We start from the raw sequence: 23,301 nt of genomic DNA, 5'->3' as shown, positions 1-23,301 counted from the left end.
GAGCGATGTCTTTCAAGAATTCACTATTTTAAATTTACATTGTGTCTACTTTGTTACTGTCGTGCTGATTCATTACAATAGTCTGGTTGTACTGCTGTAGGCAAGCGTGCCAGGTAGTTAGGTATAAGCATTATCATTATGAACTGGCTAGCCCACTTGTTATTGTCTGAACCAAACGTTGAGAATCGCTTAGGTAATCTCCTGGCCGACATTGTCAAGGGAACGGCTCGTGAAGAATTAAACTCTCATCTCCAGCGTGGAATTGCGTGTCATCAAGTAATTGATCGGTTTACAGACAGTCACATAGTTGTGCAGCGAAGTAAACAGCGCATTGACTCAAGCTATAGGCGATTTGCTGGGGTACTGGTGGATGTTTTTTACGATCACTTTCTGGCAAAAAATTGGACTGAATATTCCAACATATCTCTTGATGAGTTTACAGCAGAGATTTACGCATCATTTCGAGCCTATCCAGGCCAGATACCTCTGGTAGTCAGGGAGGTAATTTCTCGCGTAGCTGCTGAAGATTGGTTGGGATCGTACCGTAATGTATCTGGTGTAGAAAATGGTCTCTTACGGATATCAAGACGATTATCGCGGCGACGCAACAGAAATTTTATTTTAACTCCAGCTATCAATGAACTCATCACTCACTACGATAGTTTGGAGTATGATTTTCAAGAATTCTTTCCACAATTATTTTCTCATGTGCAGAATTGGTGTCTTGCTTAGTTGACCTCTGAGGATTGACGTTTTCTCCTTAATACTGAAATCATCCAGATTAAATGCACATCAGCTGATAAAACTTATGCTTTTTGCTAATTCTTTAGAAAATCAACTCCAGCGTTGGAATGAAACTATCTGCAATCAGCCACAAAATCCCAATGCTTATATTCGTCGCGGTATGGTTAACTTTCAGCTTGGAAAAATTGATGAATCTATTCAAGATTTTGATACAGCCGAACAACTAGATGCCCGTCTCAAACCATATTTATGGCAACGTGGACTATCTTATTATTATGCAGAAAGATTTGCTGAGGGCGCTCAACAGTTCGAGATAGATTTGACAGTTAATGCCCAAGATCTAGAAGAAACACTATGGCGATATCTCTGCATAGCTCGCTTTTCTGGTGTCGAAGAAGCTCGGAATTCCCTATTAACTGTGAAAAATGACCCACGGCGAATTATGCGAAGCGTGTACGATTTATATGCAGGAAATTGCACACCAGATGATGTTTTAAATATTGGTAAATCTGAAGGAGTAAAAGGTAATTTTTATAGTCATCTTTATCTAGGATTATATTATGAAGTAGAGAATAATCTAAATTTAGCTCAAAAATATATAGTTAAAGCTGCTGATAATTACAAAATTGATGACTATATGTGGTATTTGGCAGAGGTACATAAAAATTTGCGACAATGGTTTTAAAATGCTTTTAATTGAGCTTCAAGAACTACCTTTTCATCCTCCACTTTAGGAAGAAACTATTTGCCAAAAAACATTTTCTAATTTGACCGTTCCAAACTGCAATTCAGCATTAAATCTTGAGTTTTGCTTTTGCACTGTGTTCTATCAACCACAGACTTAATACCGAATATCTTACTAAAAATCTTGAAGTGCCGTTCGATTGATAACTCTCCGATTACTGACTCATCGACAATTTCATAGGACACTTAACTCGGAATTCATTCACGAGTATCAAAGACTCATTCACAAGTATCAAAGACTCATTCACGAGTATCAAAGACTCATTCACGAGTATCAAAGACTCGCCCATGAGTATTAAAGACTCGCCCATGAGTATTAAAGACTAGCCCACGAGTATCAAAGACTCGTCCACGAGTATCAAAGACTCATTCACGAGTATCAAAGACTCGTCCACGAGTATCAAAGACTCGCCCACGAGTATTAAAGACTCGCGCATGAGTATCAAAGACTCGCCCACGAGTATCACAATAAGTACTAATGTCTCAATAATTTATCTCTTAGATGCTTTCTGGCGATCGCCTCTCACAAAAAACTTTTCGGTCGTACCTAAGGCATCAAGTAAAAATAAGTAGTGGGAGCATCTTGCTCACACTACAAATATTACTGTGCGTTCGCTCATTTTCACCTTGTGAGAGGGAATTATATCTTGCACAGCTTAGAATCTAGCTGATAAAGAGACTCAGGCATTTTCATTAAAGAAAGTTCAACCACAGATGCGATAGTCCGCCGTGATAGGCAACCCTACTTCCCAACACTGTACATTTAGTGGTTCTGGATCTTCTACAGCCCTTAATCGCTCAACTACATTTGGGTTTCCTTTCCTGCATAGAGATGAGTTAGGGTATCAGTATCAAGCAAGTGCATTACCGATAGCAATTCTCATCAACTTCAGAACGTCCCCTAGCCTGATAGATTGTGGCTTTCAATTCTGTAAGCGAATCATCATCCGCAAAGGCACCTGCTTGTTGAAGGAGTATGAAACGGCTGCTTTGAGAACGTAACTAGTTGTCAATCGCTTCCTTTGAAAATCTCCAGTCTTTCTCTATTTTGCGACTAGCTTGGCTCACTACCGCTTCTACAGGTAAACGTAAGTATTTTGAAGCTTCTTCAAGGGTGAGAACGTCTGGTAATGTAACTCGCTCCATAACTTACTACTAACATAAGCTAGATAGATTCAATCGTAGCAGAGAGACTGAGTTCAAACTGCGGCAACAGCCAGATCCTTGGCTAACTTCCCATCTTCCATATGAACGATGCGATCGGCAATATCTAAAATCCGGTTGTCATGAGTCACCATGAGAATAGTACAACCTTGCTCTTTAGCGAGTTGTTGCATCAAGTTAACTACATCTCGACCAGATTTGCTATCAAGCGCCGCAGTCGGTTCATCTGCTAGGACAATTTTAGGACGACTGACTAAAGCACGAGCGATCGCAACTCGTTGTTTTTGTCCCCCTGATAAATCATCAGGATAATAATTGAGGCGATTTCCTAATCCTACTTGCTCCAGCATTTCGGCTGAGCGTTTTTTCATTTCCTGTGGTGAAATATCCTTGTGCAGTTCTAAGCCCATTCTCACATTCTGAAGTGCTGTTAAACTACCATGCAGGTTATGCGCTTGGAAAATATAGCCGTGACTGCGCCGTGCTTCGGTTAGTTGTGCTGCATTCGCACCGCAAAGTTCTCTTCCTAATATTTGCAAACTACCAGATTGAGCAGAACGCAATCCGCCTACCAAAGTTAATAGTGTGGTTTTACCAGAACCCGATGGCCCAGTCATAATGATAATTTCGCCAGCGTTAATTTCTAAGTTGATATTAAACAAAACTTGCTTTTTAAGTTGACCTTGACCAAAGTAATGGTCGAGATTTTGGACGGAAATAACTAGTTTGTTATTCATAATAGTTACAAATGACATTTAAAACATATCCGCAGGGTCGGCAGATTGAACTTTACGAGTTGCGATCGCGCCGGAAATCATACACATTACAAAAGTTAGCGTCAGCACTTGAATCGCTCTTGCCAAGGTCATATACAGTGGTAAATTTGTAGCGCCACGGGTTAAGGCATACAGCCCTAAAGATACTGTCATTCCCGGAATAAACCCTAATATTGCCAAAATTAAAGCTTCCTCAAACACCACACCTAGCAAATAGAGATTGTTATACCCCATCGCTTTAAATGTGGCGTATTCTTTCATGTGGGCATTGACATCGGTGGAAAGGACTTGATAGACGATGATCACCCCCACCACAAACCCCATCGATACACCTAAGGTGAAGATAAACCCGATCGCAGTATTTGTTTGCCAGTAGTTTTTCTCAAAGGCAATGAATTCTTCGTGGGTGAGAACTTTAACATCATCTTTAGGTAGATAAGACTTTAAAGCACTCGCTACTTGCTTAGGTTCGTAACCTGGTTGTAGCTGAATCAAACCGATACTGACACTACCTGCTTGTCGTTTAGGAAATAGCTGCAAAAAGTTCTGGTCACTGGTAATCAAGCTACCGTCAGCACCAAAAGATGCTCCGACTGTGAATAAGCCATTAATGCTAATCGTCCGCCGATCTATTTCTGTGGTAACAGGTTTACCTTGAGCAACTTGAGCGATCGCTTCTTTGTAATCTCCTCTGGAAGCAGCATCAAATAGAACAGTATCCGGCAGTTTAATTGTCGGCAATTGGCGGTTAACTTCTAGTAAGTTAAAAGCTGGCTGATCGGGATTGAAACCAATAATTAGCATCCCCGTCTCTCGGTGGGTTTGGGGATTTTTCCACGTAACGTTGTTGGTATACATGGCTTCTGCCGATTTTACACCAGGTACATCGGCAGCCTGGTACAGTCGTCTTCTAGGAAAGGAAGACATAAAGGAGAGGTTGCGGGCTTGGTTACTGATAATTACTACATCTGCACGTAATACTTGATGCAGCCTGGTGGCGCTGTCATATAATGCTGACTGAAAGCCTAGCTGCATGAACATTAGCAAATCTGCAAAGGCTACGCCAGAGAGCGCCACGAGGAACCGACTCCTCTGCTTACTTAATTGCAACCATCCTAGAGGTGTGCGGCGTTGTAGTTGAGAAATAAATCCAATCATTGTTCAATCACCGCCTTGACTTGTAAATTAGTAAACTGGGCGGCTTTGGCGCTGGATGCTTGATCTAGCCGGACATGAACTTCTACTACTCTGGCGTCAATATTGCTAGAAGGATCGGCGTTAATTACATTTTGCCGTTGTACTTGCATCCCGATCCAATCAACGGTTCCCTGCAACTCACCAGGGAGAGAATCGCTAGTTACTCTTACCCGTTGCCCCGATCGCACTTTATGAATATCACTTTGGTATACTTCTGCTACTGCATACATCTGGTCGGTTTGGCCTAATTCCACAATCCCGTCATTACCAACGGTTTCTCCTGCACGTGTATGAATTTTGAGAATTTGCCCTGCTTTAGGAGCGCGAATATATGCTTGATTTAGTTGTGTTTGAATTTTCTCCACGCTAGCTTGCGCGCTGTCTACTTCCGCTTGGGCGTTGGCTACATCTGTGGGGCGAACTTCCGCAGTTTGATTAAGGGTAGCTTTGGCTTCGTTTATTTGTTGTTGCAAAGTGGCGATCGTTTTGTCGCGGTTAGCTTTGGCTTCGTTAATTTGCTGTTGTAAAGTGGCGACAGTTCTAGTTTTGGTGGCTTGGCTTTCAATCAACTGCTGGGTAGAAGTTTCTGCACTCAGCCGTCTACGATCAACTTCTTGATTGGAAATTGCACCTTCTTTATATAAACTTTCATAGCGTTGCACATCAGCCTGGGCGTTGCGCTTTTCGGCGGCGACACGTGCTACGGTTGCTTGTAAACTTTGTTGTTGTCCTTGTAATTCTGCTTCTAAGCGATTAATTGTGGCTTGCTGGGTTCTGATGCTTCCTTCTAGTTCTACTTGCAGACGGTTGACAGTAGCTTGACGCGCTGCAATCTCTCCTTGTTTTGCGCCAGCTTTTACCTGCGCTAACCGGGATTTAGCTACTTGTACTTGTCTTTGTGCTTCACCCAAACTCGCTTGCAAGCGATCGCGACTATCCATAATCGCAATTACCTGCCCAACTTTCACGCGATCGCCTTCTTTCACCAACAGTTGCTCTACTCGATTTCCTTCATTAGCAGTTGGTGCAGATAGTTTGATGACTTCACCATTGGGTTCTAAGCGCCCCAACGCGGTTACTGTTTTTACCACTGGTTGAATAGGCGTTGCTGATTCTAGCTTTTTCCCAGAATCAGCCTGGAACTTAGTTACCGCGTAAACACTAGCTCCTGCTGTAACCAAAGCTGTAATTATTGCCAGGATAGCTGGTGACTTAAAAATAGTTTGGGAAGCTCGAAAACCTGCTAAATTCCAGTTTTGCGCCATAGTATTCCCCTTTGTTGGCGGTATCTTGAACTAAACCGTCTAGTTCAATCTATGCTAAACTAAACTGAGTAGTTTAGTCAAGAGTCATTTGTCCCCCTCATCCTCCATTCCTCACAAAGCCGAAATAGCGTAGAGTATTTGGAATTATCTATAGAATTGTTTATAAAAAAGGTTAATTAATAAATGGCACGCATAAAAGTTGACGAAGTAGATCGAGATAATTCCGTTGATAAAGTGGAACAAATTCTGCAAGGAGCGATGCAGGAGTTCCTCAAACATGGCTATGCTGGCACAAGCATGGATAAGGTAGCGGTAGCTGCGGGTGTTTCTAAAGCAACAGTCTACAGCCACTTTCAAGATAAAGAAGGGCTATTTAAAGTCTTAATCGAACAACTGACACGCAAGAAGTTCAACTTAATTTTTGGTACAGTACCCCTGGAAGGAGAACCAAAAGATGTATTGCGCCAGTTAGGAACTAAAGCATTAGATTTAATGGTTCAAGACGATGAACACTGTGCATTTATGCGAGTGATCATAGGGGAGTCTGGTCGTTTTCCGGAGTTAGCGCAGATTTGTGTGCGTGCCATGACTAAGCCTGTACTTGAAACCCTCAGTCAATACTTGGCAACGCATCCAGAACTTAATATACCTGACCCAGAAGCTACAGCCAGGATTATGCTCGGATCATTGGTTTATTTCCATATCACTCAAGATGTGATGCATGGTAAGGATATTTTACCGATGGCAAGCGATCGCTTGATTGATACCATGACCAACTTGATAATTAATAACGCCAAGTAGATCGGGTAGCAGGACTATAAGGATAGCTACAGAATGCTTTTCATCACCACCTGTCCTACAGGATCTGAGTTGGTTGGGGATGATTCTAAGGTAATAATTAACCCTGATATATCCGAATAAAGGTCGGGGGGAATAGAAAGTTTGTCTAAAACCATGAACTGCGGATGAGAGCTTAACTGTCCGCAAGGTATCTTTTCATTGTCAACCACTGCCCAGAGCCGATAAACACGTCCTACAGGCGGAGCAGGAAGATTATGGATGAATACAGCGATTTTTTGTTGCTCAGGATTCATGATTATCCTGCCAGAGGCAGTATTTGCTATGTCCATGCCTCTCAGGGAGAAAAGACGAGTTTCAGAACTTTCGAGTAGTGTAGTTACGTTTTCGGCAATACTCAGATCTTGGCGCAAGCGATAATTTTCCCAGCCTAAAACCAGAACTAACAGCACGGCAATACTTGCAACAATTTTACTCCACGGTAAAGGAGAGCGTTTGACTACTGGGGTAGGGTTAGCTGGAATTTCCGCAGCTTCGAGGATAGCTGAACGAAGATGTGGCGGAGGCTCTACTTCATTTAGCCCATAAACCATCTGTCCCATTACTTCTTGTAGATGGTTCACCTCTGCGAGCAATTCCGGATTTTCTGCGAGCAGTCGCTTAAATTCCTCAGCTTCTTCGGGGTCGAGGTCACCTATGACATAACCTGCTGCTAATTCTTCTAAGTACTCAGGAGTTGAAGATTTATTCATAGTGCAACTATCCAATTGAATCTCGTAGGATTTGCTTCAGTTTCAGCAGACCCTGACGGGTTCGAGTTTTGACTGTCCCTAAAGGGATATTTAGTTTTTGGGTGATTTCCGATTGGCTGAGTCCTTCATCATAAGCCATCTCTAATACCTGACGTTGTTCTTGGGGAAGTTGTGCTAAGGCAGAGCGAACGTGCTGGGAACGCTCTTGATAGGAAGCCTGCTCAAAAGGAGTAGAAGAGTCTGTTTCTTGCCGTTCTATTTGACCCCAGCGTTCCAGGAGTTTTAAGTTTCTCCCACGAGAACGAAGTTTGTCGATCGCTCGTGAGCGAGTCATGGTAATTAGATATCTGATGAAATAGTTATGGTCGAGATTGTAGCTAGGATTACGCCACAGAGCCAGAAAAATTTCTTGGGTCAAGTCTTCTGCTTCTTGAGAATTTTTCAAAACTTTGAGTGCTACCCCATAGATAAGACTACCGTAGCGATCGTAAAGAATAGCCAACGCCGAAGGTTGCCTGGTTTTCAGTGCCTGAAATAGCTCTGCATCCGTTAACGACGGGGGAGCTTGAGGCTTGTCATGAAAAGAACTAGGCTCCATGCGTTTTTGATAATAAACCTGAGCAGGTAATTTTAGAGTCGCTTCCAATCCTTGTTTCACAGCGTCTTTCTCAAAACATAACGGAATTCCCTTTATCTATTAAGACGATTGCTGGAGTGGATTGGATTTATCTCGAACCTGCCTGAATAAATACTACCAAATAATTTAAATCCAATTTAAATCCAAAATCCCAGCACATTCGTCTTTAAAGATAGAGATGACTAAGTTGAGTTAACTGAACATTATCTAGAGATTTAAGTTAACAGCTTGGCTACTACAAATTTAACTACTAGTCTGTCAATTTTGTTTTGAGAGATTTTTGGTAGTGTGAGCGTCTCGCTCACGCGGGCAAGATGCCCGCACTACAGTCCATCATTTTTATCTTGACAGACTACTACGTAACTCCTACTTGATTTAAATAGGAAGTTGAGCAATGAAACAATTTATTCTTGCTAGTTTATCGGCTGTATTTATGTCTACAGCCATCGCACCTGCTGTAAACGCTCAAACGTTATCGCAGCCTCAGTTAACGACATTTAACGCTAACGTGACAAACAAAGCTTCTACCAGTCAGTTAACACCTTTCGATCTCGTTTATCTAGCTTATCGAGGTTACTTCCGCGCCCAAGATATTCCTAGTAACAATTCCCTCATATTGGCTTACCAATTGGGGAGAATTAGCGCTAAAGATGTTGTTCAGAGTGCAGTCAAGACTAATCGGCTCCCTGAACAGACTCTAGCCGATAAAAGCTATCTCAGAGCAGTTGAAGGGTATCTAACGATGCTCGATCGAGACTAGAGAATCGATTTTTTAAAAGACTTTTGGGGAATTAAGAATCCGGTCGATCAGCTTGAGTTCTTTTCCTTACTCACTCTTTCAAAGGAGTTTGCCCATGAAACGAGCCTTTCGTAAATATCATCGCACGATCGCGATCGCAGTCTTTCTACCTTTGACTGTTTCCATCGTGACTGGTATCAGCATGACATTAACAGACCAATGGTTCCATCAACCAGAGTTAACTGGATTTCTCCTCAAAGTTCATACTGGCGAAATCTTTGGACTGGCAGGAATTTATCCCATCTTGCATGGCTTGGGATTAATCGGCTTACTAGTGACTGGTCTGAGTATGACTGGTCTATTTTCTCAACTTTATAAGCCAAGAAAAGTGGGCGATTAACCAAAGGGTAGTGCGCTTTTGGCGTGATTATCGCTAACTCTATTTACCTCATTATCAGCTATGAAATATCGTTCATACATAGTAGTAGCATTTGCTTCTGCATTGCTAGTGACTTTGTTGCATCTCTATGGTTGTAACCCTCAATCTACAAAGCCTCTGAATCAACCAAAGGTAACAACTAATAAACCTCTAGAATCAGAAAAAGTAAGTACCCAAAAAGCAAATGCAAATGTCAAAATTCACAATTTCAAATTTGAACCGACAACCCTAAAAATTAACGTTGGCGAAACCGTAAAGTTTGCCAACAGCGATGAAGAACCGCACACCGTCACGGCAACAGATGGCTCCTTTGATTCTAAAGCGCTTGATACAGAAGAGGCTTGGACGCATACCTTCGCTAAGTCTGGAACCTTTCCTTATATTTGTGCCATTCATCCCTTCATGAAAGGGACAGTTACTGTAACTTCCGCCGGAGGCAATGAGAGGAAAAATGAAACGTAGAAACTTCATTAATCATGTCGGTTGGACTGGTCTGGGTATCTTGTGGGCTGTTGGTGGCAATGGCTTATTAAGCTCATGTAATATCAGCGAAATTACAGATAAAAAACGCTTAAATTCCACCTCGCTATCATTTGTACAAATTAGCGATACTCACATTGGTTTTCATAAGCCAGCAAACGAGCATGTTACAGAAACTCTCCAGAAAGCAATCAGTGCGATCAATTCATTACCGACACCACCAGCATTTGTAGTGCATACAGGTGACATAAGCCACCTTTCTAAGCCTGCGGAGTTCGATCAAGCTAAACAAATTCTGTCACAACTGAAAGCACCACTGTTCACACTGCCAGGGGAACACGATACAATAGGCGATCGCGGTAAAGCTTACTCTGAAGCTTTCAACCAAAGGGATAAAAAAGAAGGATTGCAGTCGTGGGATCACTCTGGTGTGCATTTTGTATCTCTAACTAACGTGCTTGATTTTGGTGAAACAGGAAAAGGTAAACTTGGTCAAGCACAACTAGACTTACTAGCCAAAGACCTGGCAGCACAAAAACGCGACACTCCTTTAGTTATATTTAGTCATATTCCCCTTTATGACCTTTACCCCAAGTGGGGTTGGGCAACAGCAGATTCGGCTAAAGCACTTTCGTTATTGTCCCGGTTCTCATCTGTAACCGTACTGAATGGTCATATCCATCAAGTCATTCAGCATTCGGAAGGAAATATCCGCTTTTCTACTGCTGCATCGACAGCTTATCCACTACCTGCTCCCGGAAATGGAGAACAGCCTGCTCCTGTCAAGTTGCCAGAAAATAACTTGCTAGCGGCGTTGGGATTCCGCACAGTGGAATTTGCTCCTGGTCATGACACACAAGTTGACCAACATACTCTGGCTTAAGCGAGATGAGGGGGAGCAGGGGAAGAAATGACTAATGACAAATGACTAATAACAAATGACAAAAAAATTGCCCCCTGATTTCAGGAGGCTCACTTTTAATTAAAAGCAGTTGGCTTTTAGCTGGCAACATACTCTTTGACATTGGCTCGACGACGACGTAGATGAGCTAGCGCTTGATGCTCTAACTGGCGGACACGTTCGCGGCTAAGATTTAATCTTTCGCCTACTTTTGCCAATGACATTTCATTGCCATCTTCTAAACCAAAACGCAGAGCTAAAACTTCTCGCTGTTGGGGAGTTAGTTCTGCCAATAAGGTGTTTAGGTCTTGCCGCAAGAATTCCTGGGTGGTGTAATATTCTGGTGAAGGGCCGTCATCTTCTAGCATTTCTTGCAGCTCGGTATCCTGGTTATCACCCACTCGCACATCCAAAGAAACTGGCTGACGTGCCATATTCAAGTACTCGCGGATTTGCACAGGCTCTAGCTCTAGTTCTTGGGCAATTTCCGCAGGATTGGGCGATCGCCCTAACTTTTGTGCTAGTTCTCGCTGTACTTTCTTGATTTTGTTGAGCTTCTCAGTAATGTGGATCGGTAAACGAATTGTACGCCCTTGTTGAGCGATCGCTCTAGTAATTGCTTGACGAATCCACCAGTAGGCATAGGTAGAAAACTTATATCCCCGTGTCGGGTCAAATTTCTCTACACCCCTTTCTAATCCTAGAGTTCCCTCTTGGATCAAATCCAGAAACTCCATGTTCCGTTTTTGGTATTTTTTCGCAATAGCGACTACCAAGCGAAGATTCGCCTCAATCATCTTTTGCTTTGCCCGTTTACCTTGGGCGACTGTCTGCTTCACATCGGTTTCTGATTGGCGAACATGGTCGGCCCACTCTGATGAACTCGGTTCGCGGTGCAGTTTTTTCGCCAAAGCCTCTTTAGCGTCTAGTAGTGTCATCATTTGTTGCACCTGCTTCCCGAAAACAATCTCTTGCTCACGGGTTAACAGTGGCACACGACCAATTTCCCGCAGATAGGTTCGCACCATATCAGCCGTGAATTTGGTGTTTAGGTTTTCGGTTTGGGTGTTAACAGTAGGCATTGGTGCGTTGTCCTCTACTCCGTAAACACAATGAATCTTTAATAATTAAGTCGGATTTGGAAAGGCACTACATCTATCACGGAACATAGGGAACCACCATAAGCAAGCAATTTATACAGCCGTTGAAAAGACGGTACATCCCTGAGATAGGTTCCCCTACCCTTCCTAAATTTTGTAGTTTCTTAGAAATACACTGGCTGGTTTCAAGAATTCTTCTTGTCGTCAGTCACTGGCAGTAACTGTAAAAATATGAAGTCAGTATGAGTTCTACTTTTATTATGATACGACAAATCTATTGGATAGTAAAGTAGCCCAGATAAATCTTCTAATTATAGGGCAAAGTGGAATGTTTGGCAAAAAAATCAATTTCCTTTGAGTGCTAACTATATCTATAGTGACGCTAAAATCTCCGGTTCAGTTGCCGAGAAGTAGCGAGATAACCGAACTGATTTTTTGTTGTAATGGTGGGATGTTACGAAATAGACATTGGGCATTGGGGAGCCACTGTGTTGGACGGGTTCCCCGACTTGTAGGAAGTACCGTCGGCTTGTTCGCTGTTCGGCGGAGCCGTTCCCGTTCCCCAAAGGGGTTGCCGAAGGCTAGGGTAAGCGTTCCCGCAGGGTAGCAAGTGGCGTGATTGAACAAAGGACAAATGACCAATGACTAAAATCCTAAATCAGCCCTAGCTAGTTCAGCCGCAGCGAATAATTCTTCGTCTGGCTTTTCTTCCCAAGCTGGATCGCCAATTTCTGCATAGAAAGTTGCATCATAGGGACGGGTACGGACTACAACTGGCATGGGGACGGCATGACCCAAAATCAAGGCTTGTTGCTTAGAATCTAACTTTGCCAATACCGATCGCAGACTGCCAGCACCAGAGACTCCTGTGAAAATCGCGTCAATGTCTTTTTCGTCGTTGAGCAAAGCTGTGATGCGAGTCCCAATTTGGGACATAACTTCATTATCTATGCCAGACGGGCGTTGATCAACTACCAAAAGTGTTACGAAATATTTCCGCATCTCTCTAGCGATTGTTCCAAATATCGTACTTTGGACAATCGCCGGGTCAAGAAAACGGTGAGCTTCTTCAATAGTAATCACCAGTTGCGTCGGGCGATCGCTGACATTGCCACTGTGCAGGAATCTTTCGGCTTTGCTGACGTAATGCCCGTGAATTCTTCTGGTGATCATATTAGTCACCAGCATATAAGACAGCATATCTGACTGGGAACCAAACTCGATAACTACATGCTTACCAGCTTCCAGCGATCGCAAAATTTGATTGATGTAGTTCTGCGGACAAGCGGCTCGCATATACTTCAAGTTATCCAACCGCAAAAGTTTCCGCTGCAAAGACATAATCGAACCTTGATGTCCCCGCTTCTCTTCGCAGAACAGCTTGATTTCTTCATTAGTCATGTTCAATAACTGAAGAATCCAAGCCTTACCATACTCAGCGTAAAGAATATTTGCATTATCTAAGGCGGCTTCCGACAGTCCTAAATCGCGAGAACATAACTTAACGTCTTCAACTTCTATTTGTTCGTAACTAAGATATAGTTCTTGTGCATCCCGCACACCCCGACGCTTTGTCGATTCCGGATCGAGGGTGTAAACTTCAACTTTACCGGGGAATAGCTGTTTTAAACCTTTAACTGTACTATATTGCTTTCCTTCGCATACAGCTTGCCAGCCATACTCGGAGTGCATATCAAAAATCAAGTTTACCGCCGCGTTTTTCCGGACTATCCCTGCTAAGACTAAGCGTGTCAGAAAGGATTTACCAGTTCCCGACTTACCAAAAACTCCGTTACTCCGTTCCACAAAACGGTCTAAATCAAGACACACCGGCACATCCATATCCAGAGGTTTACCGATGGAAAAGTTTTTTCTGTGGGTATCATCTTCCCAACCAAATACTTTGCGAAAATCTTCTTCACTCGCTTCATAAACTTGGCTAAAATGGCTGGGAATAGTTTTAACTGGGAGCAATTCTATTGTGGTACTGGTTTGTGGTTGAAATGATGCCAAACCAGTCATTGATGGTACGAAAGGATTTACAGATTTACCATTTGTAGGTGAAAAAGATTCCTCTACTTCTGGGGTAAACATTAACATGGGCGCGAGATTAATCGTGCCGTATGTACCACTTCCAGCTAAAACTTCGCGTAAAAAAGTGTCTTCCCAATTGGGAGGATCGGCAATAATTCGTGCATTTGCAGTTCCTAGCGCCACATCTGTCAGCATACAGAAAAAGCGCGATCGCATTCCTTGCACAACTAAAAACTTACCCACCCGCATATCTTCAACAGAAATATCAGGGTGTAATCTTACTTCTAACCCCCCAGTCAGAGAGCCTTGGGTAACTGAACCTAAAGGTTGTCCAGAATTCATTTGATTAGTTACATCAATGTTGGGCTGAGCTTATGTTGCATTTTAGTTGTAGAGTTCAAGCTTGCGACGAAATTTTAGCACAAATTGTCATTGGTCAAAAGTCATTTTTCATTTGTCCTTAGTTATTTGTTATTTGACCCTTGACCCTTGACCAATGACTAATTACTCAATTTGAATTGAAGTTGGTCTGCTTGCTGATGGAGAATTCCCAATTAACGGTTTACGAAATTGGGCATAAAGGCGATCGCGCCACTCAAAGAATAGTGCATAATCTGGATTATCTGCTAAACCAGGCACTCCTTTACCTTGCAGACCTGCTGGTAAATTCAAATAAGGCCCATCAGGAAACTTCAGCAATATCGATAAACCTGCTACTGCTAAGTCAGCTAAACTGGGTTCATCTCCTAATAAATATGGGCTATCTGCTAACAGCAGGGTCAACGCTTCTAAGTCTTGCTTTAAATCTGCGATCGCAGACTTGATGACATCGGGACTATAACCTACCCCAAAACCTAACACTGTCAAAATATCGCGGGGTACTCCTTCAACTAGATTTTTGAGTATATCTGGTGTAGAGGTGGGTAATAAGGACTTACGAAAATTTTGGTCTTGACTAATAGCAGCAAATAGTGCTTTGCGACCTTTAACACCTATTGACTCATCTGCCAATTCTTCTATCAATAAACATGCACCCCTTTTCTTCGGATCTGTCGGTATGAGTGGACGTTCGGGATATTCTAAGTCTAAATACTTAGCGATTTCTGTAGAATCAACAATATATCTACTACCATCTTTCAAGACTGGCACTTGCTTTTGACCAGTCAGGCGAAACAGTTCTACCTGTCCAATTCCGGGCGTAACCTCTATTTTGCGGTAATCTAGCCCTTTATAATCCAAAATCAACCGCACTTTTTCTGAATATTGAGATAACTCCCATTGGTATAATTCCAGCATCTTGCATACCTTATAAATAGTGAATTGAGCAATTTTACTAATTGTATCTTCAGTTTCAGTAATCGTTTTGATAATTCAATTGATTCAGTACTAACTTAACTGCCAATATAGTTAAATTTTTAGGCGTTTTTTGGGCAACTTGTTAGCTTAGCAAAAAATTATTTCCTAATGGATGCAATTATCAAATAATTATATTGTTTCAATAGTTATGCATAACTTAACCTAACATCTTATTCCTGAATTTGCATATATTCTTTTCATTTTTCGTAATTTTAATAAGCTTAAAAATTTAGTATAAAATAGCACATATTTTGAATTTTAGGATTTTATCGAATAAACACAGATTGTATAGCCATTTTTACCTCTTCCCTGGTTTCTAACTAAGAATAGTGATTAAGAAATCCGCATACCTGGATAGCAGCACAGCCAAGTATGCATTTCCTTAGACCTGCCTTGAAAATAGGGCAGGAGGCAGAAGAAAAGGAAGGGTTAAGATTTTCATTGTTCCTTGTGAACGCAGCTCATGGGGTCTCTTGCAAAAATATATTTTTGCAAGAGGGGGGAAAGGTAAAAGGGAAAGGGTTTTGAGTTTCTTTCCCCTTTTCCCCTTTCCCTTTTACCGACTTCTGCAAGAAGTCTCTTGTATAACGGGGAAGTGAGATTTGTCGAGAATCCTAGCTTAAGTAGACACCAAGGAAGAATTTTCTACATCAGGTATTGGATCAAAATGAGAAGCGTTATGAGCAGGCTGCAAACTTAACTCTCTCAAAAAATTAGTATAAAAAAATACAATTTATGTTGATTTTGAAAGTGATTTGCAACATAGAGTCGCAAGATTTTTGTTTGGAAAATTTCTCCCACGACTAACTGACGCTTTCTACATGCTGGCGTTCTACATGAGTAAGTCAACTTGGTAAGTTAACTTAATAGACATTGCCTGAATCTCAAAGCTACCTTGCTACTTTTGCTACCATAATTTTTGATTAAATCCATCATCCCCACGCAGCAGGATTGTGGATAATTTTCGGGGAAATTTCTTACTTCTTAGGTGAGATTTTGCGCGTAGCAAAATGTTATAAGTCTTTATGTAACCTGTGCAAATTAAAAACAAACAAAATTTATGAAGGCAAATTACAGCCAATTGCTAACCAATCTGGCAGGTATAATCGGAATAGCAGGATGCAGCCTCTTAATTACATTACCTTCTGGAGCAAAAGAGGCAACTAATCCTAACCCCACCATTTTTAGCGAAGTACCCTATAACCGTAGTCAACGTATAGAGGCTAACGCTGAATACACACCTGTTCAGCCTACACAAGATGCAGCAAAAGGCACAACTCCAAAGAGAAATGTTGTAGCACAGAAGCCTAGAAAGAGGACGGTTAATCCTAGCCCAAGTATTTTCAATGAGCCTCCATATAACCGTGGTAGTCGCACTACAGGCGGTGAAGTTACACCATCCCCAACCGTTGTCCCCGAAACCACACCTACCACACCTGCAACACCTGTAAAACCTTCAACAACCGTACCTACCCAAACTCAACCAGCAGGTTCAAGCAATACCCAAAGCAAGACTTTGGTAGGATTGGCTGAGTCAAATGCCTCCTTTACAACGCTAACTAAAGCATTGAAAGCAGCTGGATTAACAGCAACTTTAGAAGGCAAAGATAATTTTACTATTTTCGCACCCACCGATGCTGCCTTTTCTAAGTTGCCCCAAGATGCAGTCAGAGATTTATTGAAGCCTGAGAATAAGGAAGTTTTGGTCAAGATATTAACTTATCATGTCGTACCTGGTAGGGTACTAGCCAGCGATTTGAAATCTGGTGAAGTTAAAAGCGTTGAAGGTGGTACGATTAATGTCAAAGTTGATCCTGCAACTGGCGTGAAGGTCAATGAAGCCAACGTAACTCAAACAGATATTACAGGATCCAATGGTGTTATCCATGCAATCGATCAAGTTATTTTACCTCCTGACTTGTAATCGGATAGCAACGGTAAATTCATAGCTTGCACTATTTGCAATTACTCGATTTTCTGTAAGGTGGGCATTGATAATTACATTTAGTTTTTCTGCCCACTCTACAAATAAAACTAATTTTGAAAAAAGCCCGTTAGACTTACGTTGAACGGGCTTTTTATTTCAGCAGGTTTTTAATTCCTGATTTCGTCGTTTAGCGCATAATAGGACTACCGTGATGATGAACTAAATACCATTTTCCACCGAGGAATTGAAACACATTTGTAGCTATTGATTGTGCTTGCAGCCTTTTACCATTAACAACTTGGAGAACATTTTCTATCAGCACAACATAAGCTGTATTATCAGCTACTTCTGTAGTCATGATATCTAAGTTAATTTCTATGTAAGCGGTATTTCTAAATATCTGTTCCCAAGAGGAGTGAACCTCCTTCCAACCCCGCAGTAAACTGCGTCCAGGATGAATACAAGTACTACCTGTTCCTTGTGACCATAAGGCACTCATTGCCTCAATATCTTTCTTTTCAAAAGCTCGATAAAAGGCTGTATTAACGGCTAAAACTTCAGATGTCATGGAGGATTTCAGTTATTATTGATTTGCTTGTAAATACATATCTAATTACTTGTGGCTTAGAACTAATTGGAGAGTTTTCAATAATTCTTGCACAGTATATGGTTTAGACAAAAATGCCGTGTGTTGAGATGTTTTATCGATAAACACTTGTTCACTTGTGGCTAATCCACTGACAGCAATAATAGGTAGTTTGGGATTCATCTTTTGCAAAGTATGAATGGTGGTTGCTCCATCCATTTTTGGCATCATCATATCGATAATCGCCACTTTAATTTTATCTTGATTTTGGGCATAAAGTGCTATTGCTTCAATGCCATCACTAGCAGAGATAATTTGATAATTATAGCTTTCAAGAGACGTTGTAGTAATTTCCCTAATGGCAGCTTCGTCATCTACAACTAAAAGTAATTCTCCATTTCCGAGCGGCATTTCATTATCGTCTGTCATCTGAGTTACAACTGTATGAACTGCTGGCAAGTAAACTTTAAATTGTGTACTTTTACCTACACAACTTGATACGTTAATAAAACCGCCATGTCCTTTGATAATTCCCATGACTGTAGACAAACCAAGTCCAGTACCACTACCAAATTCTTTGGTTGTAAAAAATGGTTCAAAAATTTTATCTAATATTTCGTTAGGAATGCCAAGTCCTGTATCAGAAACTGTCAAAACTATGTAATAACCTTCTTGAGCGTCAAAATAGGCCTGGCTATAGATTTCATCTATGTAAATATTATTAGCAGATATGGTAATTTCTCCACCATCAGGCATGGCGTCACGAGCATTAAGACATAAATTCATCAGTACTTGATGTAATTGAGTACTATTACCATAAACAGGTAATAAATCTGATGCTAATTCTGTAATAAATTCAATTGTTTTGGGAAATGTTTCTTGAGTAATTTGTTGTAGTTCTAATATGAGTTGCTTAACTTGTATAAGTTGGCGATCGCCTTCAATTCCTCGCGCGAAGGATAGTACTTGTTTAACTAAATTAGCACCACGTTTAGTGTTGTTTTCTAGTATCGATAGCATTTGCTCAATTTGCTGATCGTGAAATTTTGTTTTGAGTATTTGCACCGACATCAAAATCGGTGATAATACATTATTTAAATCGTGAGCAATACCACTAGCAAGAGTGCCGATACTTTCCATGCGTTGAGCGCGTAGAAATTTCTTCTCTAATTGTTTTTTATGGGTAATATCAGTATCAACAATTAGAATTGATTTAGCTTGTAAATGCTCATCGCGTACAAGCATCCAACGACTTTCAACGATGAGTTCTCTTCCCAATTGACTAGTTCTATCTAATTCCCCTTGCCAACAGCCTTTATCTAGAACAATCTGGCAAATTTCTGAATATTGCGATAAAGTCTCATTGAGAAAAAGTTGATTGGCATTCTGACCTATAGCTTCTTCCGCCTTCCAGCCGTAAAGATGCTCTGCACTTTTATTCCATAATAAAATTTTATTAGATAAATCGCGCAGGACAATTGCATCTGTAGAAATATCGAGCAATGCCGCTTGCTCACAGATTTGTTGTTCTACCTGTTTGCGTGTAGTAATATCTTCAAAAATATATAAACGTCCAAAATATTTATCTTGGCGATCGCGAACTTGGGTAGAGAAGCGCCGGATAGTCCGTCCATCGTTAAATGCAATCTCATCTTCGACAACGCGACGGCATTCTTCGCTGTGCAGAGGTTGACATGAGGCTGCAAAAGCGGGAATATCTACTATTAATTTCATGCAATCGGGGATGATATCCCGATTCTTCAATTCTCGACATTCCATCTGCTTTTTCAGCTGTTCAATACCCCAAATTTCACAAAAGCGATCGTTAAAATAAAGTATTTCATCAGTGCGGTTGTCTACAACATAAAATGCTAGCCCAGAAACACTAGCCATTGAACGTAAAAGTGCTTCTTTCCAACGTAATTCTTCTTCTGCTTGCTTGCGATCTGTAATATTCTCAATTACATAAGCAAATTGTGGACGCTTACCGAAACTCTCCGCAATTGCACAGACTGTTGCTGACAAGCATGTTTTACCTTGGGGAGTATCGTAAGAATATTCAAATCTGACTGGTAATTGGCTGTGTTCTGCTTGATGGTAATAATCTATACACTCAAATAAGTGCTTTTGCGGTACACCCATTTCTGGCTCTAAACCATTTTGCATCGCGCTTGGGGTGAGTCCAAAAAATTTCGCTGTAGCCAGATTATCAGAAATATGCAGGATGTCATTATCTACCAACTCCACAATTCCCATCATCATCGGCGCACTATTAAAAAAACTGCCGAGAGTATTTTCACTTTGATGTAACGCTTGTTGTGCCTGTTTATATTCTGTTTTAATACTGGTTAATTCTGCTAAATTCCGCCGCAGTTCTAGTTGTCTAATAACCAAGCGACTCAAAGCGTGTAGTGATTCTATCTGTTTCTGGCTGATTTGATGTGGTACGCGATCAACTATACATATAGTCCCGATCGCTTCTCCTCCTGGCGCCATCAAAGGTACGCCAGCGTAAAATCTTACATGAGGTTCAGAAATCACAACCTGGGAATTGGCAAACTGTTCATCTGCCAAAGTATCAGGAATTATCAAAATATGGGATTGCTTGATACAAAGTGGACAGAACCCCAATTCTATAGGCATTTGTTCTATGTCCAACCCCACCTTGGCTTTAAACCACTGACGATTGGTATCAATGAGATTAATTAACGCGATCGGTGTGTCACAAATCTGCGCTGCTAAAAACGCTATATCGTCGAATGCTTGTTCTGGGCCAGTGTCAAGAATCTGATACTGACGGAGAGCTTCAAGCCTCGCCGCTTCGGGGTTAAACACTAAAGATTTCATTAAATTTTCCTATTGCATAGTGAATTACAACTTATCCTCGTGTTACTTTCACGATTTTTTAAATTCATCAGCAGGGAAGATGTAACGATGGCAGCAGTCAAAGCCTGCCTAATGCGAATTCGCTTTCAACTGAGATATATACATTTGTTACTTGGTAGCCTCCATTAGCAAGTTTTCTGCTATTTAGCCTTGCAATACATTTAATCTAGATGAAGCCACTGATTAGAGGACTGTCTAACAAATCCAGCAAATAACTTTAATTACCTTTAATTATAGTAATCTGCCTTTAGAAAGATGACTGTAGAATTTAAGGTTGACGTAAATTTACGTAAGATTTAGCTTCTTAACCTCAAATTCGCTATTGATTTTCTAGAATTAATCCCATAAAGTAAATTGCTGTTCATCTCTTGAGGAGAACAGCAGCAAAAATTTATCAGTTCTAATTAGCAATTATGAGCTGCCTACATCAGCACACCTGAAAATTGTTTTTCTCCTTGTGCCTACTATGCAAGAAATCATGCCTCAGACTGCCTTATTTTCAAAATAGATGCTCTCCGTTGAGTCTACTGAAAGCATAGTAATCTTTTTTACACTCTCTATTTATTACTCACCAATCAAGATTTACTTCCTTAGTTGGTAGTAGTTTTCTAGCAATCAAGCGATACGATCAACAAAGAATATTTATATGAACTCTTTTGTGACAAATAATACACTAAACTCTCTCTTGAAACAAAAAGCCGAAGATAACTTTGGTATTACTCTTGCACCATTGTCTATTGACGAAATCTACGCTAAAGCTAACGATCCAGCAAATGGTGCTGTTGTAGTGATGAGTGGTATGGTTCGTAATCAAACTGATGGTAAACCTGTCGTTTCTTTAGAGTATCAAGCCTACGAACCGATGGCATTACGGGTATTTTCGCAAATTGCAGCAGATATTCGCTCCCTTTGGCCTGATGTAAATCGCGTGGTGATTCATCATCGCATTGGACGCTTGCAAGTTGGGGAAATTAGCGTTTTGGTAGCAGTAGGTTGTCCCCATCGCAGCGAAGCTTTTGAAGCTTGTCGTTATGCTATTGATACCCTAAAACACAATGCTCCCATATGGAAGAAAGAACACTGGCAAGATGGTTCGAGTAGCTGGGTGAGTATTGGTGCTTGTGAGCAATCAGGAGAAAGTTGTTAAAATTTTATAGGTACATTTATACCAATGTCTCAACTTTGTTAGCAAAAATCATTTTTCGCAAAATTTATCTCTTTAGATAATTGTCTTTGCATCTAAAGCTGTGCAAATACATTAAAACTTCATTCGTAGTTGACCTGTAAAATTCTGATTATTATAAGGACTATCCCCTGTATCTAGATTACGGACGTTACTGAAAGCATAACCAAAATCAAAATCTATATTTGGTGTTATTTGAGTTGTGCAACGAGTTTGATAGGTATTACCTCCAGTAATTTTTCCATTAAGTTGCTGTCGTCCTAAATTTGCGTTTACTCGACAGCGCAGAAACGAAAATATATTTCCTTCCCAACCTACTTCAGCGCTATAAACTAGAAAACCTAGGGGTGAAAAATAGCCGCTGATTTCTTGTTGATCGCTTGTATATTTCCACGCGAATAAGTTACCAGCAATCCAAAACTGACCAAATTTATGCTCTAGCCTACTAAAAGACTGTTGTTCAAAGTTACCATCGTTATATAAGCCTAAACGATAGGATGAAAACAAGCTTGTATTTGGATCAATCTGCCAATATGCGTTTAGTCCAGAACGCCAAGATGTAATTTGACTTTCTAAGGTTCTGGCATTCGTTTTATAAGGACCATTCTCTATAATTAATGATAAAAATAAAGCTGATTTTAATTTATAATCGGTAGTTAAATTCATGAAAATCGGTCTATCTATCTGAGCATTAAAATTTAATGCTATTGGCAATCGATTGAAGACATCAATACCACCAGATGCTTGTATAGTATATTGACCTGTTTTTCCTTGCCATCCAAACTGGAGGGGAATATTAGTGACTGTAGCAACTGATGGTTGTTCAAATGTATTAAATCCCGTCTTGAACGTAATTTTTTCTCCGTTTGGCATAATAAATTGAAACTTAGGTTCAATAATTTGATTATGCTGTTGGAAATTAGTGCGCTCGTCGCGCCAATCTGTTTGAATACTTTCTAAAAGTAACGCTGGTTGTTGGGGTTTTGTAGATGTTGGTAACGATTCTTGTGTCGGTGATTTTGGTGGTGGTGGCGGTGGTAATTCAAGAACAGGATTAAAATTTTCGGGTGCAGCAATCAAAATAGGTTTTGGCTCTAATCGGTATGAAAATCCACCCACAAAACTTTCGATATTGCTGTTGATAACTGTGCCCATTGCGTCTAGGCTAGCAAGAGTTATCATTGGTTCAGTAGATTGTGAGGAAGATTTCCAGTTGTCATCGATTTGACTAGAAATAAAAGGCTGTATTTTTGGAATTTCTTGCAAATTCTCCCAATTTATAACTGAGGTAACTGATGGGATTAATTGTGAAGATGAATTCCAGTTGTCATCTGTTTCAGCAGCATATAATTTCGCTGGGAATAGAGACCAAATCATCAAGCTACCGATTATAGCTATTGGAAGCGATCGCCAACTTAAAATAAACTTAACTTGTATACTTTGCCGAAAAACGGAAAGAGAATGTCTATAAGTGTCTGTCATCAGTCAATACTTGTTCACTGCTCTTAATATTTATTAGTAAATATACTTAGCCAATGGGTAATATATTCAGCTTTGGCACAGCGTATATTCTGGCATAGAAATTATGATTTG

At 40.8% G+C, this 23,301-nt stretch carries 22 protein-coding genes; 9 read left to right on the top strand and 13 right to left on the bottom strand.

Annotated elements, in window-relative coordinates:
• The first annotated feature begins 138 nt into the window (after nucleotides 1–138).
• Entirely contained in the window at nucleotides 139–732 is a 594-nt protein-coding gene (locus BV375_RS22610) for an ACP phosphodiesterase (protein WP_086764456.1), read from the top strand.
• 76 nt (nucleotides 733–808) lie between these two features.
• Nucleotides 809–1,429, top strand: a complete 621-nt coding sequence (locus tag BV375_RS22605) for a hypothetical protein (protein ID WP_086764453.1) — start codon at nucleotides 809–811, stop codon at nucleotides 1,427–1,429.
• Nucleotides 1,430–2,490: 1,061 nt separating this feature from the next.
• On the opposite strand, the gene BV375_RS38265 is transcribed toward BV375_RS22605, so the two are convergent.
• From BV375_RS38265 to BV375_RS22580, 4 genes are read right to left on the bottom strand one after another with little or no spacing between them, the layout of a single operon-like run.
• The gene (locus BV375_RS38265) at nucleotides 2,491–2,634 is read right to left on the bottom strand and encodes a hypothetical protein (protein ID WP_243714015.1); all 144 of its coding nucleotides are present in this window, start codon (nucleotides 2,632–2,634) and stop codon (nucleotides 2,491–2,493) included.
• Between the two features lie 53 nt (nucleotides 2,635–2,687).
• Nucleotides 2,688–3,389, bottom strand: coding sequence for a DevA family ABC transporter ATP-binding protein (locus tag BV375_RS22590; RefSeq protein ID WP_086764557.1), 702 nt, complete (start codon nucleotides 3,387–3,389; stop codon nucleotides 2,688–2,690).
• Nucleotides 3,390–3,407: 18 nt separating this feature from the next.
• Nucleotides 3,408–4,586 (bottom strand): ABC transporter permease DevC, encoded by a 1,179-nt coding sequence (gene devC, locus BV375_RS22585; protein ID WP_086764451.1) that lies wholly within the window; start codon nucleotides 4,584–4,586, stop codon nucleotides 3,408–3,410.
• On the bottom strand, nucleotides 4,583–5,890 hold the full coding sequence (locus BV375_RS22580) for an ABC exporter membrane fusion protein (RefSeq protein WP_086764448.1): 1,308 nt from the start codon (nucleotides 5,888–5,890) through the stop codon (nucleotides 4,583–4,585). Before BV375_RS22580 ends, devC begins: the two co-directional genes overlap by 4 nt.
• A 183-nt stretch (nucleotides 5,891–6,073) precedes the next feature.
• Here BV375_RS22580 and BV375_RS22575 point away from each other — a divergent pair, with 183 nt between their 5' ends.
• Nucleotides 6,074–6,691, top strand: coding sequence for a TetR/AcrR family transcriptional regulator (locus BV375_RS22575; protein WP_086764446.1), 618 nt, complete (start codon nucleotides 6,074–6,076; stop codon nucleotides 6,689–6,691).
• A gap of 26 nt (nucleotides 6,692–6,717) precedes the next feature.
• Here the strand turns inward: BV375_RS22575 and BV375_RS22570 are convergent, their stop codons facing one another.
• Together BV375_RS22570 and BV375_RS22565 are read right to left on the bottom strand one after the other, a co-directional pair.
• Nucleotides 6,718–7,440, bottom strand: coding sequence for an anti-sigma factor (locus BV375_RS22570; RefSeq protein ID WP_086764443.1), 723 nt, complete (start codon nucleotides 7,438–7,440; stop codon nucleotides 6,718–6,720).
• A 7-nt stretch (nucleotides 7,441–7,447) separates the two neighbouring features.
• Nucleotides 7,448–8,098: a sigma-70 family RNA polymerase sigma factor gene (locus BV375_RS22565; RefSeq protein ID WP_339376857.1), complete on the bottom strand. Its 651-nt coding sequence runs from the start codon at nucleotides 8,096–8,098 to the stop codon at nucleotides 7,448–7,450.
• Between the two features lie 373 nt (nucleotides 8,099–8,471).
• Here BV375_RS22565 and BV375_RS22560 point away from each other — a divergent pair, with 373 nt between their 5' ends.
• The 4 genes from BV375_RS22560 (at nucleotide 8,472) to BV375_RS22545 (ending at nucleotide 10,618) form a co-directional block, all read left to right on the top strand.
• Nucleotides 8,472–8,837, top strand: a complete 366-nt coding sequence (locus tag BV375_RS22560; protein ID WP_086764440.1) for a hypothetical protein — start codon at nucleotides 8,472–8,474, stop codon at nucleotides 8,835–8,837.
• A gap of 94 nt (nucleotides 8,838–8,931) precedes the next feature.
• On the top strand, nucleotides 8,932–9,216 hold the full coding sequence (locus BV375_RS22555; protein WP_086764437.1) for a peptidase: 285 nt from the start codon (nucleotides 8,932–8,934) through the stop codon (nucleotides 9,214–9,216).
• Between the two features lie 60 nt (nucleotides 9,217–9,276).
• The gene (locus tag BV375_RS22550) at nucleotides 9,277–9,717 is read left to right on the top strand and encodes a cupredoxin family copper-binding protein (protein WP_086764435.1); all 441 of its coding nucleotides are present in this window, start codon (nucleotides 9,277–9,279) and stop codon (nucleotides 9,715–9,717) included.
• Nucleotides 9,707–10,618 (top strand): metallophosphoesterase, encoded by a 912-nt coding sequence (locus tag BV375_RS22545; protein ID WP_166507505.1) that lies wholly within the window; start codon nucleotides 9,707–9,709, stop codon nucleotides 10,616–10,618. The genes BV375_RS22550 and BV375_RS22545 overlap by 11 nt, the downstream gene beginning before the upstream one ends.
• Nucleotides 10,619–10,734: 116 nt before the next feature.
• On the opposite strand, the gene BV375_RS22540 is transcribed toward BV375_RS22545, so the two are convergent.
• The 4 genes from BV375_RS22540 to BV375_RS22530 all read right to left on the bottom strand — a co-directional run bounded on the left by BV375_RS22540 (nucleotide 10,735) and on the right by BV375_RS22530 (nucleotide 15,066).
• Nucleotides 10,735–11,718 carry an RNA polymerase sigma factor, RpoD/SigA family gene (locus tag BV375_RS22540; RefSeq protein ID WP_086764430.1) on the bottom strand — a complete coding sequence of 328 codons (984 nt, stop codon included), beginning with the start codon at nucleotides 11,716–11,718 and terminating at the stop codon, nucleotides 10,735–10,737.
• Nucleotides 11,719–12,132: 414 nt separating this feature from the next.
• Nucleotides 12,133–12,378 carry a hypothetical protein gene (locus BV375_RS36175; RefSeq protein WP_143842174.1) on the bottom strand — a complete coding sequence of 82 codons (246 nt, stop codon included), beginning with the start codon at nucleotides 12,376–12,378 and terminating at the stop codon, nucleotides 12,133–12,135.
• A gap of 3 nt (nucleotides 12,379–12,381) precedes the next feature.
• Nucleotides 12,382–14,112, bottom strand: a complete 1,731-nt coding sequence (locus BV375_RS22535; protein WP_086764427.1) for an ATP-binding protein — start codon at nucleotides 14,110–14,112, stop codon at nucleotides 12,382–12,384.
• A 162-nt stretch (nucleotides 14,113–14,274) separates the two neighbouring features.
• Nucleotides 14,275–15,066 (bottom strand): glutathione S-transferase family protein, encoded by a 792-nt coding sequence (locus BV375_RS22530; protein WP_086764425.1) that lies wholly within the window; start codon nucleotides 15,064–15,066, stop codon nucleotides 14,275–14,277.
• Between the two features lie 1,120 nt (nucleotides 15,067–16,186).
• Here BV375_RS22530 and BV375_RS22525 point away from each other — a divergent pair.
• Nucleotides 16,187–17,050 carry a fasciclin domain-containing protein gene (locus BV375_RS22525; RefSeq protein ID WP_086764422.1) on the top strand — a complete coding sequence of 288 codons (864 nt, stop codon included), beginning with the start codon at nucleotides 16,187–16,189 and terminating at the stop codon, nucleotides 17,048–17,050.
• Between the two features lie 190 nt (nucleotides 17,051–17,240).
• On the opposite strand, the gene BV375_RS22520 is transcribed toward BV375_RS22525, so the two are convergent.
• Nucleotides 17,241–17,621: a nuclear transport factor 2 family protein gene (locus tag BV375_RS22520; protein WP_086764420.1), complete on the bottom strand. Its 381-nt coding sequence runs from the start codon at nucleotides 17,619–17,621 to the stop codon at nucleotides 17,241–17,243.
• A gap of 45 nt (nucleotides 17,622–17,666) precedes the next feature.
• Nucleotides 17,667–20,486, bottom strand: a complete 2,820-nt coding sequence (locus BV375_RS22515; RefSeq protein ID WP_086764417.1) for a PAS domain S-box protein — start codon at nucleotides 20,484–20,486, stop codon at nucleotides 17,667–17,669.
• A gap of 697 nt (nucleotides 20,487–21,183) precedes the next feature.
• On the opposite strand from BV375_RS22515, the gene BV375_RS22510 reads away from it, so the two are divergent.
• Nucleotides 21,184–21,672 carry a molybdenum cofactor biosynthesis protein MoaE gene (locus BV375_RS22510; RefSeq protein ID WP_243714014.1) on the top strand — a complete coding sequence of 163 codons (489 nt, stop codon included), beginning with the start codon at nucleotides 21,184–21,186 and terminating at the stop codon, nucleotides 21,670–21,672.
• A 111-nt stretch (nucleotides 21,673–21,783) separates the two neighbouring features.
• On the opposite strand, the gene BV375_RS22505 is transcribed toward BV375_RS22510, so the two are convergent.
• Nucleotides 21,784–23,190 carry a hypothetical protein gene (locus tag BV375_RS22505; protein WP_143842173.1) on the bottom strand — a complete coding sequence of 469 codons (1,407 nt, stop codon included), beginning with the start codon at nucleotides 23,188–23,190 and terminating at the stop codon, nucleotides 21,784–21,786.
• Between the last annotated feature and the right edge of the window lie 111 nt (nucleotides 23,191–23,301).

Source organism: Nostoc sp. 106C (genome assembly GCF_002154725.1).
Classification (GTDB): Bacteria; Cyanobacteriota; Cyanobacteriia; order Cyanobacteriales; family Nostocaceae; genus Aulosira.
The sequence above is the reverse complement of the archived record's forward strand: the minus strand, read 5'-3'. Positions and strand labels throughout refer to the sequence as shown.